Here is a 15,907-nt window from a genome sequence, read left to right on the forward strand (position 1 = left end):
CTACTAACATGTTAGTGTTTATGCCAGACATTCATTCCCGGATACCGCTACGTCATGTTTGCACTTGCCGATCATCTGCTGCACCTTGAAGGCGACGCGTTGCCTCGCGATGTGGATGCGCATGCCGCGGCAGCGCTGCTCGCGCGCGGCATTGCGTGCCGTGCGCCGGTTCGCGGCGCGGTCTACGGCACGTTGCTCAACGACCGAGCCGCGCTCGATGCGCTAGGCGATGCAATGCACGCCGCCCCGTACAAGTCGCCGCCGAAAGCGCCGGTTCTTTACCTGAAGCCGCGCAACACGCTCGCGGGACATCGCGCGAAAGTCGTCATACCGGACGATACATTGGGTGCTGAAGTAGGCGCGTCGCTTGGCATCGTGATTGGGCGCACTGCAACGCGTGTCAGCGCGGACCACGCGTTCGACTACATTGCGGGCTATACGCTCGTGGCCGATCTGAGCGTGCCGCATGCAAGCGTGTACAGGCCGTCGGTACGGTTCCGCGCTCGCGATGGCTTTTGCGTTGTCGGACCCGCGGTTGTTGCGGCGCGTCACGTCGCGAATCCAGACGAACTCGCAATCAAGGTCTCGCTCAACGGTGCTGACGCGTTTGCTGCGAGCACTGCGTCGTCGGTACGCAATGTGGCCCGATTGCTCGCCGACGTCACCGACTTCATGACGCTCTCACCGGGCGACGTCATCACGCTGGGCGTGCCGCATGGCTCGCCCGTCGCTCATATCGGCGACGAGGCCACGTTGGCGATCGGTGCGCTGCCACCGCTGCGTGTGTCGTTTATCGGCGCAACGGAGCAAGACGGAGAACAGCCATGATGCGCGGCCGTGTAGCGTATGCAGGCGCGATTCACGAAGCCTATCCGCATGCGGAAGGCGTGGTTCTTGCAGACGGACGTGTATGCCGCGAAGACCAGGTCGTCTGGCTTGCACCTATCGATGTCGGCACCGTCTTCGCGCTCGGCCTGAACTACGCCGAACATGCAAAGGAATTGCAGTTCAACAAGCAGGAAGAGCCACTCGTATTCCTCAAGGGACCGGGCACGGTGATCGGTCATCGCGGTGTCACGCGCCGTCCGGCCGATGTGACCTTCATGCATTACGAGTGCGAACTCGCTGTCGTGATCGGCCGAACCGCGCGCAACGTGAAGCGTGAAAATGCGATGCAGTACGTGGCCGGCTACATGATCGCCAACGACTACGCCATCCGCGACTACCTCGAAAACTATTACCGCCCCAACCTGCGCGTGAAGAATCGCGACGGCGGCACGGTGCTTGGGCCCTGGTTCGTCGACGCAGCCGACATCGAAGACGTCACGCAACTAGAGTTGCACACGTTCGTGAACGGCATGGTGCAACAACACGGCAACACGCGCGATCTGGTGACCGGCATTCCCGCGCTGATCGAATACCTGAGCAGCTTCATGACGCTCGCGCCCGGCGACGTCATTCTGACCGGCACGCCGGAGGGCATCGTCAACGTGAATGCGGGCGACGAAGTGGTGTGCGAGATCGACGGCTTGGGCCGCCTCGTGAATACGATTGCATCAGACGCGGACTTCGGCCGCGCCTGAGCGGCAGCACAAAAAGTAAAGGACAACGCAATGCGAATCGAACATCTGATCGACGGCAATACGGGCAGCGCGAAAGACTATTTCGAAACGGTCAATCCGGCGACGCAGGAAGTGCTCGCCGAAGTGGCGCGCGGCAGCGCGGAAGAGGTCGACGCCGCCGTGCGAGCGGCAAAGGAAGCGTTTCCCGCGTGGGCCGGCAAGCCAGCCGTGGAACGCGCGAAGCTGATCCGCAAGCTCGGCGAACTGATCGCGAAGAACGTGCCAGATATTTCGGAAGCCGAAACAAAAGACACAGGCCAGACGATTTCACAGACGCGCAAGCAACTTGTGCCGCGCGCCGCCGACAACTTCAGCTACTTCGCCGAGATGTGCACGCGCGTGGACGGCCATACGTACCCCACCGAGACGCATCTGAACTACACGCTGTTTCATCCAGTCGGCGTGTGTGCGCTGATTTCGCCATGGAATGTGCCGTTCATGACGGCAACGTGGAAAGTCGCGCCCTGCCTCGCGTTCGGCAACACGGCTGTTCTGAAGATGAGCGAGCTGTCGCCGCTTACCGCGTCGATGCTCGGCAATCTCGCGCTCGAAGCGGGCATTCCTGCCGGCGTGCTCAATGTCGTGCATGGTTTCGGCAAGGAGACGGGCGAGCCGCTTGTCGCGCATCGGGACGTGCATGCGGTTTCTTTCACCGGATCGACGGCCACTGGCAATCGGATTGTGCAGAGCGCCGGGCTCAAGAAGTTCTCGATGGAACTGGGCGGCAAATCGCCATTCGTGATTTTCGACGACGCCGATTTCGAACGCGCGCTCGACGCCGCGGTATTTATGATCTTCTCGAACAACGGCGAGCGCTGCACCGCCGGTTCGCGCATTCTGGTGCAGAAGTCGATCTATGCGAAATTCGCAGAGCGCTTTATCGAACGTGCAAAACGCCTGACAGTGGGCGATCCGCTTTCCGATAGCACGATTGTCGGACCGATGATCAGCCAGGGGCATCTGGCGAAAGTGCGCAGCTATATCGAGCTTGGGCCGAAAGAAGGCGCAACGCTCGCATGCGGAGGGCTGGACATGCCTGACGTGCCCGACTCGATGCGCAAAGGCAACTTCGTGATGCCCACTGTATTCGTCGATGTGGATAACCGCATGCGTATCGCGCAGGAAGAGATCTTCGGTCCGGTCGCGTGCCTGATTCCATTCGACGACGAAGCCGACGCGATCAGACGCGCAAACGACATCTCCTACGGTTTGTCGAGCTACATCTGGACCGAGAACACTGGGCGCGCGCATCGCGTGGCGGCTGCCGTCGAAGCAGGCATGTGCTTCGTCAATAGCCAGAACGTGCGCGATCTGCGCCAGCCGTTTGGCGGCACGAAGGCATCGGGTGTGGGCCGCGAAGGCGGTACGTGGAGTTACGAAGTATTCCTTGAACCGAAGAACGTGTGCGTGTCGCTCGGTTCGCACCACATTCCGCGCTGGGGCGTCTGACACGCCGGGCATTTCACGCGTGACGCGCACGGCGTCTCGCGACATAAACAAAGGGAGACCGCGATGGGCAAGCTCGCGCTGGCAGCAAAAGTGACTCACGTGCCGTCGTTATATCTGTCCGAGCTTGACGGTCCGCATAAAGGCTGCCGTCAGCCCGCGATCGACGGTCATCATGAAATCGGCCGGCGTTGCCGCGAATCAGGGGTGGATACGATTGTCGTGTTCGATGTGCACTGGCTCGTGAATAGCGAATACCACATCAATTGTGCGCCGAGATTCGAAGGCGTTTACACGAGCAACGAACTGCCGCATTTCATCAAGAACATGCCATACGCGTATCCCGGCAATGTCGGGCTCGGCAATCTGATTGCGGAAGTCGCGAACGAAATGGGCGTGAAAAGCCGCGCGCACAGCGAGACCACGCTCGAACTCGAATACGGCACGCTGGTGCCGATGCGCTACATGAACGGCGATCAGCATTTCAAGGCCGTGTCCGTAGCGGGCTGGTGCATGTGGCATGACCTTGAAACGAGCGCGCGCTTCGGCCTCGCCGTGCGCAAGGCAATCGAAGAGCGTTATGACGGCACTGTGGCGATTCTCGCGAGCGGTTCGCTGAGTCACCACTTCGCCAATAACGGCACGGCCGAGCAGTTCATGCACAAGGTCTGGAGTCCCTTTCTCGAACAGATGGACCGCAGAGTGGTCGAGTTGTGGGAAGCCGGTGACTGGAAAACCTTCTGCGAAATGCTGCCGCTCTACAACGAGAAATGTTGGGGCGAAGGCGGCATGCACGATACGGCGATGCTGCTTGGCGCGCTCGGCTGGGATCGCTATGAGGGCAGAGTGGAAGTCGTCACGCCGTATTTCGGCAGCTCGGGGACTGGGCAGATCAATGCGATTTTCCCAGTCACTGCACTGCCCGTTTGAATCCAAACCAAGGAGGCCACTGTGCCGCATTTGACACTCGAATACAGCGCCAATCTCGCGAACACAGAAAGTATCGGCCGTCTGTGTAATGCACTCGCGCAATGCCTCCATGAGCAGCGGGATAACGAACAGCGTGTCTATCCAACCGGCGGCATCCGCGTGCGCGCGCTGCGCTGCGAGCAGTACTGCATTGCCGATGGACGCGCCGACGCCGCGTTTCTGCACGCGAACCTGAAGATCGCCGCGGGCCGCTCCGATGCCACCAAAAAGGCAACGGGCGATGCGCTATTCGCGCTGATCAAGCAGCACTTCGCCGCTGAATTCGAACAAAGCGGGCTCGCGTTGTCGCTGGAAATCAATGAATTCAGCGTAGCCGGCACGTGGAAGCACAACAATCTCCATGCGCGGCTCAAAGCGCAATAGCGGGCCGGCAGAAACTCATAGCGGCTCATAGAGAACCCATCATGCTAGACCAGCAAACTATTCGCGAACTCGCCGCGCAACTCGATCACGCGGAGAAGACCCGCACGCAATTGCGCCACTTTTCCGCAGCGTATCCGCAGATGACCGTCGAAGACGGTTACGCGATTCAGCGCGAGTGGGTGAAGCTCAAGCTCGCCGAGGGACACGTGATCAAGGGACGCAAGATCGGCCTTACGTCCCGTGCGATGCAGCGTTCGTCGCAGATCGACGAGCCGGACTACGCGCCGCTGCTCGACAGCATGTTCATTGAAAACGGTCAGGACATTCGTGCCGACCGATTCATTGCGCCACGTGTCGAAGTCGAATTGGCATTTGTGTTGAGCAAGCCGCTGAAGGGCCCAGGCGTCACGCTGTTCGATGTGCTCGACGCAACCGCTTATGTCACGCCGGCTGTGGAGATTATCGACGCGCGCATCGAGCAGTTCGACCGTGAGACGCGCGCGCCGCGCAAGGTCTACGACACGATCTCCGACTTCGCGGCCAATGCGGGGATCGTGCTGGGCGGGCGCCCTGTGCGTCCGTTGGACGTCGACCTTCGGTGGGTCGGCGCATTGCTTTATAAAAACGGCGCAGTCGAAGAAAGCGGTCTCGCGGCGGCCGTATTGAATCATCCGGCTACCGGCGTCGCGTGGCTCGCCAACAAGATCGCCCCGTACGATGAAATGCTCAATGCAAACGACGTGATCCTGAGCGGCTCATTCACGAGCCCGATTGCCGCCAAAGCGGGCGACACTTTTCACGTCGACTATGGTCCGCTCGGCGGCATTGGTTTGAACTTCATCTGAGCGCGTACATGTCCCTGCCGCAGAACACATTCAAACGCGCGCTGCGCGAAGGTACGCCGCAATTCGGCCTTTGGGCCGCGCTTGCCGACGCCTACGTGACCGAGTTGCTGGCCACGGCCGGTTTCGACTGGCTGTTGATCGACAACGAACACGCGCCGAACGACGTGCGCAGCACGCTCGCGCAATTGCAGGCGGTGGCGGCTTATGCATCGCATCCGGTGGTGCGTCCGATCCGAAGCGACAGCGCGTTGATCAAGCAGTTGCTCGACATCGGCGCACAAACCTTGTTGCTGCCGATGATCGACACCGCTGAACAGGCCGCCGATGCAGTCGCGGCGACGCGTTATCCGCCGCAGGGCATTCGCGGCGTGGGCAGCGCATTGGCGCGCGCGTCGCGCTGGAATCGAATTCCCGACTATCTGAACAGGGCCGCTGAAGAACTGTGCGTGCTGGTACAAGTGGAGACCGTGCAGGGCATGGAGAATCTGTCGGCGATTGCCGCGGTGCATGGCGTCGATGGCGTATTTTTCGGTCCCGCTGATCTGAGCGCGTCGATGGGCCTGCTCGGCAAACCGGGCGATGCCAGCGTGCGCGATGCAATTCGCGGCGGCATCGAAAGCGCGCGGCGCGCGGGCAAGGCGGCGGGCGTGCTCGCGCCGGATCGGGCGATAGCCGCGGAGTATCTTGCGGCGGGCGCTACGTTTGTCGCGGTCGGAACGGATACGGGTTTGCTAAGCCGCGCGGCAGCGGATCTGGCGGCTTTGTATAAACAGAACCTGCAAGTGGAGGCCGCGGCGAAGGGCGGATACTGAACGCAAGCGCAGGGGAAAGCCGTTCGCAAAGGGGACGGCTCGAATGTCCCCTCACTCCCCCGCCGGCCACGGCAACCCATGCGCCGACCAATCCAGCTCGACGCCAATGACCCACCGCTCGTCCGCGAACTGCAGGGCGAGCGTCACCGCAATACACGGCCTTCCGCTTGCGAGCGAAAGATAAGGATTGCTCGCAATCGCCACGCCCGGCAACAGCACCGCGTTGCGATAGTACGGCCGATGGTCCCAGCGCGCGTCTCGCGGATTCGCCACCGGGTGCAGCGACGCACCCTCCGTGAGCCCTGCAGGACCCTGCACCTCATGACCGACCTGCCTGCCCGCATCGTCGAGAATGAAGCAGCTAATGCAACGCTCGAACGTCGCGACAAGCGCGAACGCGCGATCCATGTCGACGCCTGAGCGCAATGCGTCCGCGGCCTCTCGCAACGCAGACCGGTACGGCTCGACTTCGGATTCGAACAACGCATGCTGATGCGCGCGGCCTTGCGCGATCACATCGAAAGCATCGTCGATTCGCAGATGCACCGAGCCTGGCGGCGCGATCTCCGCCGCGGGCCGCCCGAGCAGATACCCTTGTGCGAAGTCCACATTCGATTCGACCGCGAGAATCAGCTCCTCGGTCGTCTCCACGCCTTCCACTACCACCAGCATGCCGGCCTGATGCAGCAACGACACGAGCTTCGGCAAGATCGGCTGTCCGGTTCCGTGACCGGTCGCGCGGATCAGTTCGCCGTCGAGCTTCACAATGTCCGGACGAATGCGCAGCAGTCTGTCGAGATTCGATTGACCCGCGCCGAAATCATCGACGGCGATCAGGAAACCATGCTCACGGTACGACGTCGCCACGCGCGACATCTCGTCGACACTGCCGCCGCGCGATTCCAGAATCTCGAGGATCACCTGTTCCGGTGCGAGCCCTACTCTTCGGACGATCGCCGCGAGTTGACCGGCATAGCCCTCGGCGACAAACGTGGCCGGCAGAATGTTGAGGAACAGCCAGTCGCCCGCGGGCAGTGACCGGCGCGCGTTCGCCAGGTGCACGGCGTGACTCGCGCGATCGAGCACGCCTTCGTCGCCGGACGGCTTGGGCGCGAATAGCACGGCCGGCGGCAACAGCGTGCCGTCGTCGAGTTCGCCGCGCAACAGCGCCTCGAAGCCGACCTGCTTCTGATGCGACAAACTGAAGAGCGGCTGAAAGTGCGAGGTCAGGTAATAGTCTTCCCATCGATGCCGCGAACTCGCGGCACCGTCTACGCCGCATGCGTCCTCGATCAGCAGTTGCAGCGGCGCGTCAGGCAGCGGGCGCTCGGCGCACACGCGGTTCCTGCCTGAATGCTTCGCGCGTAGCAAGGCTTCGTCGGCGCGATCGAGCAGCACCATGATGCTTTCGCCGCTACGGTGCTCGGCTACGCCGAAGCTTGCAGTCAGATTACCGTCCGGGCGTTCAATCGCGGCAATCGCGCCACGCAGCCGCTCGGCGAGGCGCAGCGCGCCGGCCAGGCCATCGCACAAGAGCACGGCGAACTCCTCGCCGCCGATGCGGCTCACGCTCTCGCTGGCTCCCGTGCCTTCCATCAGCACCTGGGCGACCTGGTGCAACGCAAGGTCGCCCACCGCATGACCGAACCGGTCGTTCAGCGACTTGAAATTGTCGATGTCGACAAAAATCGCACTGACCGGCGCGCCGTGTGCAACGTCGGCGAGGCGTCGCTCGGCCTGCGCGACGAACGCGCGGCGATTTTGCAGGCCGGTCAGCGGGTCGGTGGCCGCCAGTTGAGCCAACTGGTTCTCGAGCAGATAGTGATTGCGCCGGAACGAGTAGAAGCCGAAATGAAAGACAACGGAAGTCGGCATACCGACCGCCGCGATCCACATCCATACAACGATGTCCACGTCGGCCGTGCGCTGCGCACCAAGCAGCATCGGGATCGCCGCCGCATAGAAGAGCGCGCTGCCGACAAAGAAATGCGTCGGCGTGAGCCACAGCGGCGCGGCGCAAACCGGTATCACCACCATTGCCGGCAGCGTCCACAGCAGCGGTTGTTGCACGCCTGCGACGTTCAGCGCGACGCCGCCTAGCAGCGCCAGCGAGAACGCAACGCCGATGGCGCCGAATGTCCACGTCGACTTTGCGTGCGGAATGGCCAGCACCAGCAACGCCAACACAAACGCGCAGCCAAGCCGATAGACGAGCGGAGCCGCCGGTCCGTCGGCGAGGCCCCGCGCCGCCACGACGCAGAGGAACGCGACGACCGTGAACGCCATCGTCACCGTTGATAACGGACGCTGATGTTCGAGCGAGCGCCGGTGAAAGCGCTCGCGCAGGCCGGTATCGGAGGATTGCTGCGGCAAGGTAAAGAGCATGGGTGGCTAACAGGCGGGTCCGGTCACTCTATCCATGTTTATCGGCAAATATCTGACGAATATTAGAGCTTTTGGCAACAAATTCGCGACTGTCGCGTTTGTGCCTATCGGACACGCCATGAAAGTGGCCGAATGTGGCTAAAAGTTAATGTCTTAAGTAGACTGCTCCGAAATGTGCGCTAGCGCCTGGTAAAAGCGGTAAGTCCTACCTGGTCGCACGAATGCGCGCAATCACGCGAGCCACTTTCCCTGCACCTCCGGTCGTCGGCGTCGGTTTGGGCGATTTGAAGCGACGGCCATTCTCCAGAAAACATGGTTCCAATTCTCGATTACCTGCTGGACCGTCAGATGTCACCGCAATGGCGAGGCATGCTCTCCGCATTGGCGTCGGAGTTCGAAGCGCAGATTGGCCGCGATGAGCTACGTCACTTGATGCACCGCGTGGGCGGCCGGTTCGCCGCCGCGCATCCGCTGCCGGCTAGCGACTCGACCGCGGACCTCGCGCTGACCTTGAATGCGCGTTGGCATGAAATGGATTGGGGCTATGTCGAACTCGCGGATGAACCGGAGTCGCTGCGCATCGTCCATTACTGCGCGCCGCTGCCGGCTTTCGGCAAAAGTGCGCTCGCCTGGACCCCGGCGTTTCTCGAAGGCGCCTATCAGACGTGGTTGAGTGCGCTCGGCGCGCAGGGCCTGTCGGTCGCGCAAACCAGCAACTACACGGACGACACGGCCATTGAGTTCCGTCTGAGCCGCCATGCGGTGTGACCGGCACAACAGGCAATAACGCTGTGCGCAGACCGGTGCGCGTCAGCAGCAGGCAGGCACTTGCGCAATGGTTTTGCGCCACGAGCGAGTGTAAGGACCGGGCAACGCAGGTCATGAAAAGAATGGCGGCATTATGAGTTCATCAAGCGACATCGAAAAACTGTTCGATCATTTCGGCGGCGACGCCAAGGCGTACCAGGAAATTGGCCGCGAAAACGAGGCACACACGGCGCGCACACGCTGGCCGCTTCTGGTGACGCTGGATCTGAGACAGCCGCCGATTCCCCCAATCGGGCAGCGCGCCGAAGCCAGGCCGCAGCCGACTGCCGACGATACTGCGGCGTCCACAGCTCGTCAGGACGGCGCGCCGAAAGACGCCGCTTCGGTGACGCGCGCGAAAGCGCCGCTTTTTACGCGATCGCATCGGCGGGACATTCCGCCGGTCGCGGTCGCCGTGGCGCCGCCCGCGACGCCGCGCGGCGCGTCGCGTTTCAGCTCGCCGGAAACGAAGAGTCAGGCCACCGCAGCGCCCGCCCCGGTCGGGGTCGACGCCGTGCCGCCGTCAGTGCAGGCGATAGCGGAGCAAAAGCAAACCGCGGCGGCCGACGTTGCCGTGGCCAGCGTCGCACCGATTGCGTCGATCGCAGCAATCGCGCCGGTCGTGTCAATTCCACCCGGTACGGCGACCACGCCGGCTGCCAGCGTTCCGCCGACGGTTTCAATGCAGACAGCGTCCGCCCAAGCCGCCAGGCCGACTCCGGCATGGGTCCAGGCACCGGCCCCCGCGCGCGCTTTTGCGACCCCGGCAACGCCAGCAACGTTGACATCCGCCCCGCCCGCAACCGCGAAACAACCGGCGTCGGCGTCGATCCTCGGCAAACTGTTCGCCCCGCAATCCAAAGCCGCGCCGCCGCGCGCCGCCGCACCGGCTACGGAATCTGTGCCGCTGCAATCGCTGTTCGACCGCCTGCGCGGCACGCCGCATGGCACAACTGCCGCGCCGCGAAACACAGCAAGCGCAGCAAACAACGCCGGCCATGCCGCGCACAACTCGTGGCTCGTCAGCGGCCCTCGTCGCTCATGAAAGTCATCGCGGTAGTGTCCGCCAAGGGCGGGGTCGGCAAGACGACCCTCGCCGCGAATCTCGCCTCCATGCTGGCCATAAGCGGCCGGCGCGTAATCGCGCTCGACCTCGATCCGCAGAACGCGCTGCGTCTGCACTTCGGCGTGCCGCTCGACAGCATCGACGGCCTCTCGCGCGCAACGTTGACGGGCGACCTGTGGCAATCGGTGATGTTCGACGGCGTCGACGGCGTGACCGTGCTGCCCTACGGCGCGGTGCTCGAGGACGACCGCCGCCGCTTCGAAGCGCACATCGACCACGACCCGCTGTGGCTCACGCACGCGCTGCGGACCTTGCGGCTCGAAGCCTCCGACGTCGTCATCATCGACACGCCGCCGGGTTCGTCCACCTATGTGCGCACGGCGTTGTGCGCGGCGACTTACGCGCTGAACGTGGTGCTCGCCGATGCCGCTTCTTACGCGGCGATTCCGCAGATGGAGCGGCTGATCGACACTTACGCGACGCCGCGCGCCGAATTCGGGGGCGTCGGCTACGTGGTGAACCAGATCGACCAGTCGCGCCAGTTGACCAAAGACGTACTCAAGGTGCTGCGCCAGATGCTGGGCGACAAGCTGTTTCCAGGCGTGGTTCATCTTGACGAAGGCGTGAGCGAAGCGCTCGCGTGCGACACCACGCTCATCCATTACGATCCGCTTAGCCAGGCCGCCGCCGACTTTCGCGCGTGCGGCACGTGGCTGATGTCGGCGGTCGACGCGATCGCTGTCTCGCCAGGGAATGCGGCATGAGCACGCGTCATCCGGAGGACATCGAAGCAATCGAACCGGCACGGCTCGAACGTTTCGTCGATGCGCGCTTCTGGAATAGCCGCATCGTCGCGGGTCTCGTCACGCTGTTTGCGCTCGTGATGCTGTACTTCGTCTTCACGGTGCCGCTCGCTTTTTACGAACAGCTGACGTTTGCCACCTGCTGCTTCGTCACCGCGCTGCTGTTTCGCCGTCTGCATGGCCGTTACGCGACGATGGTGATGATCATGCTGTCGGTCGTCACGTCGGGCCGGTATATGTATTGGCGACTCACGTCGACGACTTACTGGGAACATCCGCTCGACGCCGCATGGGGTCTGCTGCTGGTGTCCGCCGAAGTCTATTCGACGCTCGTGCTGCTGCTCGGCTACTTCCAGACCGCGTGGCCCCTCAAGCGCAAGCCGATGCCGCTGCCCGTCTCGCGCGACGAATGGCCGACGGTCGACGTCTTCATTCCGACTTATAACGAACCGCTTTCGGTGGTCAAGCCGACCATCTACGCGGCGCTCGCGCTCGACTATCCGGCCGCGAAACTGTCGATTCACGTGCTCGACGACGGCCGGCGTCCGGAGTTCAAGGCGTTCTGCGAGGAAGTCGGCGTCAACTGGACGATCCGCACGCACAACCGCCATGCGAAGGCCGGCAACATCAACGAAGCGCTGAAGATCACGAACGGCGAATACCTCGCGATTTTCGACTGCGATCACATCCCGACCCGCTCGTTCCTGCAGATCGGCCTCGGCTGGTTCCTTCGCGACAAGCTGTTGTCGATGTTGCAAACGCCGCACCACTTCTTTTCCGCCGACCCGTTCGAGCGCAATCTCGGCACCTTCCGCAAAGTGCCGAACGAAGGTGAGCTTTTCTATGGACTCGTGCAGGATGGCAACGATCTGTGGAACGCGACGTTCTTCTGCGGTTCCTGCGCACTGCTGCGCCGGACGATGGTCGAAGAGATCGGCGGTATCGCGGTGGAAACCGTCACCGAAGACGCGCACACCGCGCTGAAGCTGCACCGCCTCGGCTACACCACCGCGTATCTGGCGATTCCGCAAGCCGCGGGGCTCGCCACCGAAAGCCTGTCCGGCCACATCGGCCAGCGGATTCGCTGGGCGCGCGGCATGACGCAGATTTTCCGGATCGACAATCCGCTTACCGGCAAGGGCCTGAAGATCGGCCAGCGTCTTTGCTATCTCAACGCGATGATGCACTTTTTCTACGGCATCCCGCGTCTCGTGTTTCTGACCGCTCCGCTGTCGTACCTGTTCTTCGGCGCGCACGTGATCGAGGCCGCGGCGAGCACCATCGCGATCTACGCGCTGCCGCACATGATGCACGCGAGCATCACCAATTCGCGGATGCAGCGCTCGTTCCGTCATTCGTTCTGGGCCGAGGTATATGAATCGGTGCTGGCGTCTTACATCACCGCGCCCACCTTGCTCGCCCTCATCAATCCGAAGCTCGGCAAGTTCAACGTGACGGCCAAGGGCGGCCAGATCGAAAACAACTATTTCGACTGGGCGATTTCGCGGCCCTATCTATTCCTGCTGTTGCTGAACCTGATCGGGTTCTGCGTGGGCGTCGTGCATATCTATCTGAACTGGCATACGCGCAGCGTCGTGCAGACCACGCTCCTGAATCTGGGCTGGACTACCTACAACATGCTGATTCTCGGCGCGAGCGTGGCCGCCGCGCGCGAGCGCCGGCAGATTCGCGCGGTGCACCGCGTGGCGATGGAAATGCCGGTGATGCTCAAGTTCTCGACGGGCCGCACGCTCGCGTGCAAGACCATCGACTACTCGGAAGGCGGCGTGGGCGTCGCGCTGCCCGCCTCCATTCAGGTGCCGATGCACGAGCGCGTCACCGTGTCGCTCTTTCGCGGCGACGAGGAATACGCGTTCCCCGCGACCGTCGGCTTCACGGCGCCCGGCCGCGTGGGCCTGCGCTTTGCCACGATGACGCGCGAGCAGGAATACGAGTTCGTCAAGACCACCTTTGCGCGCGCCGACGCCTGGACCGGCTGGGCCGAAGGACGCCAGCAGGACACGCCGCTGCGCGGCCTCTCGCACGTGCTGACGGTCGGCGCGCGCGGCATCGTGGGCCTCTTCGAGCATCTTTACAACGACCTTCGTAGCTCGATGAAAAGCCGTCCGGTGGACGTCAAGAAGCTAAAGACCAAAGACTGATCTATGCGCAACAGGATGGCGAAGGGAAGCATCGAACGCTCGAATCACGAGCACATTGAAACCCGCAGTGGGGCAGACCGGCAGACGCGCCAGGCGCAACGCCCCCGCTCTTCACGGCTGATGCGCGGCCTCGCGTGCTGGCTCGCGTTGCAGACCGCGCTGGCGGCGCCGCTCGCGTCGGTGGCCGAAGCGGCAGTGGCGGGCGCAGCGCAGACGGCGGATACAACGGCGCCAGGCGCACAAGCCACGCAGAAGGCGCAAGCAACCTCGTCGGCCACGGCGGCCACGCATCTGGCCACCGGCACAGGCAACGGCCCTGCGCCGAGCCCCGCCGTGCCCTACGATCCGACCATGCTCCCGCAGACGCCGTTGGCGACGCCGACGCCGGCGCTCGCCGCGTCGGCGGTAAAAGCACTGGGCGTCAAGACGCCGACCACTGCCGAGCCGGGCACGCTGGTGCCGGGCGGCCGCCGCCAGACGCTCACGTTCGCCGACCTTGGCGCGCTCGATCCGCTGCAACTGCGCGGCACCGACGGCCAGAACGGCGTCGCGTTCTCCGTGCGCGGCGACGAAGTGGTGACCGGCGCGATCCTGCATCTGATTTACAGCTACTCGCCCGCGCTGTTGCCGAACATCTCGCAACTCAAGGTACTGGTGAACGGCGAAGTCGCGGCAACCCTGCCCCTACCGCGCGAACAGGCCGGCATGCTGGTCGCGCGCGACGTGTCGATCGATCCGCGCTTCGTCACCGAATTCAATCACCTGAACGTACAGCTGATCGGCCATTACACGACAAGCTGCGAAGATCCGGCGAACTCGTCGCTGTGGGCGACCGTCAGCAACGCGAGCTCGCTTGATCTGACGTACGCGTCGCTCGCCAGCAAGCCGGATCTCGCGGCTTTGCCGCAGCCGTTCTTCGACCGACGCGACGTGCGGCGCCTCGAATTGCCGTTCGTGTTTCCGCAGAAGCCGACCGCCGGCACGCTCGAAGCGGGCGGCATCGTGGCCTCGTGGTTCGGCGCGCTCGCCGGCTATCGCGGCGCGATCTTCCCGGCGCAGCAGGACAATGCGCCGCTGTCGGGCAACGCCGTGGTCTTTGCCACCGACGATCAACGCCCGGCCGGCGTCACCATTCCGGCAATCTCCGGCCCGACCATCGCGGTAGTCGACCGTGAAGCGCCGGCGCGCGGCAAGCTTCTGCTCGTGCTTGGGCGCACGGAAGCCGAGCTGAAGATCGCCGCGCGCGCGCTCGGCATCGGCCAGAACACGCTGACCGGCCCGAGCGCGACGGTCACGCGGCTGAACGAGCTGGCGAAGCGCACGCCGTACGACGCGCCGAACTGGCTGCCGACCAATCGCCCGGTGCGTTTCGGCGAGCTTGCCGACGCGCGCGACCTGACGGTGTCCGGTTATGACTCCGACGCCGTCCACGTGAACCTGCGCGTGCCACCCGATCTGTTCATGTGGCACACCAAGGGCGCGCCGATCGACCTGCGCTATCGCTACACGGTGCGTCCGCAGCGCGATCGCTCGTCGCTGAACCTGAGCGTCAACAGCGGTTTCGTGCAGGCGCTGCCGATTCCGGCCGAGTCCAGCTCGGTGTTCGAACTGGGCCGTTATTTCGCGCATGTGCTGCCCGACAAGACCGCCGAGGCACGCCGCACCGTGCACATTCCGCCGCTGCTGTTGACGCCGCGCGCACAACTGCGGCTGCACTTTTACTACGACATTCCGAATACCGGCGAATGTCACGGCCGCCTGCTCGAGAACGTGATCGGCGCGGTCGATCCGAACTCGACCATCGACCTGTCGTCGTTTCCGCATTACATGGCGCTGCCCGATCTCGCGGCGTTCGCGAACAGCGGCTTCCCGTTCACGCGCATGGCGGATCTGTCGGAAACCGCGGTGATTCTGCCGAACGACCCGGATTCGAGCGACTACAGCCTGTACCTGCTGACCATGGGACGCATGGGTGCATCGACCGGCTATCCGGTGGCGGGCGTGACGGTAGGCACCGCCGACGACGTCGACACATACGCGGACAAGGACCTGCTGATCTTCGGCGCGCCAGGCAAGCAGCCGCTCTTGCAACGCTGGGCCAAGTCGATGCCCTTCTCCAGCGACGGCAACTCGCGCACCTTCCAGCTCTCCGACATCGTCTTCAAGCTCGAGGACTGGTGGCATGGCGAACGCGGCGTCGAACGCCTGCCCGCGCGCGCCGACCTGACGCTCGTGAGTTCGAACGGCGACGCGCTCCTGACCGGCTTCGAATCGCCGCTGAAAAAGACCCGCAGCGCAGTGGCTCTCGTCAGCGCAGCCGGCCAGTCGGACGCCGATCTGTCGGCCGCGCTGCTCGACGCCGACGTGCTGCCGGAGATTCAAGGCGCGATGGCCGTGATCCATGGCCGCACCGTCACCATCACGTCGAACGGCGACGCGTACTTTGTCGGCCACTTGTCGCCGCAGGAGTATCTGCGCTGGGCGCTGTCCTCGCATCCGCTGCTGTTGATGCTGGGTGGCGTGCTCGCGGCGCTGATCATCGCCGGGCTGTTCTACCGGATGCTGCGCGCCATCGCGGCACGCCGTCTGAAGGACTAACAGGACTG

Annotated in this window: 13 protein-coding genes; 12 read left to right on the forward strand and 1 reads right to left on the reverse strand. The window is 63.5% G+C overall.

All coding sequences use genetic code 11. The features are described from left to right. The first annotated feature begins 54 nt into the window (after positions 1-54). From C0Z16_RS07470 to hpaI, 7 genes are all read left to right on the forward strand, one after another. Positions 55-828 carry a fumarylacetoacetate hydrolase family protein gene (locus C0Z16_RS07470; protein ID WP_102631531.1) on the forward strand — a complete coding sequence of 258 codons (774 nt, stop codon included), beginning with the start codon at positions 55-57 and terminating at the stop codon, positions 826-828. Beyond that, positions 825-1,583 (forward strand): fumarylacetoacetate hydrolase family protein, encoded by a 759-nt coding sequence (locus tag C0Z16_RS07475; RefSeq protein WP_102631532.1) that lies wholly within the window; start codon positions 825-827, stop codon positions 1,581-1,583. Before C0Z16_RS07470 ends, C0Z16_RS07475 begins: the two co-directional genes overlap by 4 nt. Before the next feature lie 30 nt (positions 1,584-1,613). Next, entirely contained in the window at positions 1,614-3,071 is a 1,458-nt protein-coding gene (gene hpaE, locus C0Z16_RS07480) for a 5-carboxymethyl-2-hydroxymuconate semialdehyde dehydrogenase (RefSeq protein WP_102631533.1), read from the forward strand. Positions 3,072-3,134: 63 nt separating this feature from the next. Next, a complete protein-coding gene (hpaD, locus tag C0Z16_RS07485; RefSeq protein WP_102631534.1) occupies positions 3,135-3,998 on the forward strand; it encodes a 3,4-dihydroxyphenylacetate 2,3-dioxygenase in 864 nt (287 codons plus the stop codon). A 21-nt stretch (positions 3,999-4,019) separates the two neighbouring features. After that, on the forward strand, positions 4,020-4,421 hold the full coding sequence (locus C0Z16_RS07490; protein WP_102631535.1) for a 5-carboxymethyl-2-hydroxymuconate Delta-isomerase: 402 nt from the start codon (positions 4,020-4,022) through the stop codon (positions 4,419-4,421). 41 nt (positions 4,422-4,462) lie between these two features. Then, positions 4,463-5,266: a 2-oxo-hept-4-ene-1,7-dioate hydratase gene (gene hpaH / locus C0Z16_RS07495; protein WP_102631536.1), complete on the forward strand. Its 804-nt coding sequence runs from the start codon at positions 4,463-4,465 to the stop codon at positions 5,264-5,266. Between the two features lie 8 nt (positions 5,267-5,274). After that, complete coding sequence (gene hpaI / locus C0Z16_RS07500) at positions 5,275-6,078, forward strand: 4-hydroxy-2-oxoheptanedioate aldolase (RefSeq protein ID WP_102631537.1); 804 nt, start codon at positions 5,275-5,277, stop codon at positions 6,076-6,078. Positions 6,079-6,129: 51 nt separating this feature from the next. On the opposite strand, the gene C0Z16_RS07505 is transcribed toward hpaI, so the two are convergent. Then, positions 6,130-8,463 carry a bifunctional diguanylate cyclase/phosphodiesterase gene (locus tag C0Z16_RS07505; RefSeq protein WP_102631538.1) on the reverse strand — a complete coding sequence of 778 codons (2,334 nt, stop codon included), beginning with the start codon at positions 8,461-8,463 and terminating at the stop codon, positions 6,130-6,132. Positions 8,464-8,775: 312 nt separating this feature from the next. Between C0Z16_RS07505 and bcsD the strand changes: the two genes are divergently transcribed. The 5 genes from bcsD to bcsB all read left to right on the forward strand — a co-directional run bounded on the left by bcsD (position 8,776) and on the right by bcsB (position 15,899). After that, a complete protein-coding gene (gene bcsD / locus C0Z16_RS07510; protein ID WP_102631539.1) occupies positions 8,776-9,231 on the forward strand; it encodes a cellulose biosynthesis protein BcsD in 456 nt (151 codons plus the stop codon). A gap of 133 nt (positions 9,232-9,364) precedes the next feature. Next, a complete protein-coding gene (bcsP, locus tag C0Z16_RS07515) occupies positions 9,365-10,315 on the forward strand; it encodes a cellulose biosynthesis protein BcsP (RefSeq protein WP_102631540.1) in 951 nt (316 codons plus the stop codon). After that, positions 10,312-11,100 carry a cellulose biosynthesis protein BcsQ gene (gene bcsQ, locus C0Z16_RS07520; protein WP_102631541.1) on the forward strand — a complete coding sequence of 263 codons (789 nt, stop codon included), beginning with the start codon at positions 10,312-10,314 and terminating at the stop codon, positions 11,098-11,100. The genes bcsP and bcsQ overlap by 4 nt, the downstream gene beginning before the upstream one ends. Further along, a complete protein-coding gene (bcsA, locus tag C0Z16_RS07525; protein WP_102631542.1) occupies positions 11,097-13,301 on the forward strand; it encodes a UDP-forming cellulose synthase catalytic subunit in 2,205 nt (734 codons plus the stop codon). Before bcsQ ends, bcsA begins: the two co-directional genes overlap by 4 nt. Before the next feature lie 3 nt (positions 13,302-13,304). After that, positions 13,305-15,899: a cellulose biosynthesis cyclic di-GMP-binding regulatory protein BcsB gene (gene bcsB, locus C0Z16_RS07530; protein WP_102631543.1), complete on the forward strand. Its 2,595-nt coding sequence runs from the start codon at positions 13,305-13,307 to the stop codon at positions 15,897-15,899. Positions 15,900-15,907 lie beyond the last annotated feature (8 nt).

The organism is Paraburkholderia rhynchosiae (assembly GCF_002879865.1).
GTDB classification, from domain to species: domain Bacteria; phylum Pseudomonadota; class Gammaproteobacteria; order Burkholderiales; family Burkholderiaceae; genus Paraburkholderia; species Paraburkholderia rhynchosiae.

Coding starts and splice junctions, on each gene's coding strand:
- C0Z16_RS07470 (WP_102631531.1), top strand. CDS start 55: ATGTTTGCACTTGCCGATCATCTGCTGCACCTTGAAGGCGACGCGTTG.
- C0Z16_RS07475 (WP_102631532.1), top strand. CDS start 825: ATGATGCGCGGCCGTGTAGCGTATGCAGGCGCGATTCACGAAGCCTAT.
- hpaE (WP_102631533.1), top strand. CDS start 1,614: ATGCGAATCGAACATCTGATCGACGGCAATACGGGCAGCGCGAAAGAC.
- hpaD (WP_102631534.1), top strand. CDS start 3,135: ATGGGCAAGCTCGCGCTGGCAGCAAAAGTGACTCACGTGCCGTCGTTA.
- hpaH (WP_102631536.1), top strand. CDS start 4,463: ATGCTAGACCAGCAAACTATTCGCGAACTCGCCGCGCAACTCGATCAC.
- hpaI (WP_102631537.1), top strand. CDS start 5,275: ATGTCCCTGCCGCAGAACACATTCAAACGCGCGCTGCGCGAAGGTACG.
- C0Z16_RS07505 (WP_102631538.1), bottom strand. CDS start 8,463: ATGCTCTTTACCTTGCCGCAGCAATCCTCCGATACCGGCCTGCGCGAG.
- bcsD (WP_102631539.1), top strand. CDS start 8,776: ATGGTTCCAATTCTCGATTACCTGCTGGACCGTCAGATGTCACCGCAA.
- bcsP (WP_102631540.1), top strand. CDS start 9,365: ATGAGTTCATCAAGCGACATCGAAAAACTGTTCGATCATTTCGGCGGC.
- bcsQ (WP_102631541.1), top strand. CDS start 10,312: ATGAAAGTCATCGCGGTAGTGTCCGCCAAGGGCGGGGTCGGCAAGACG.
- bcsA (WP_102631542.1), top strand. CDS start 11,097: ATGAGCACGCGTCATCCGGAGGACATCGAAGCAATCGAACCGGCACGG.
- bcsB (WP_102631543.1), top strand. CDS start 13,305: ATGCGCAACAGGATGGCGAAGGGAAGCATCGAACGCTCGAATCACGAG.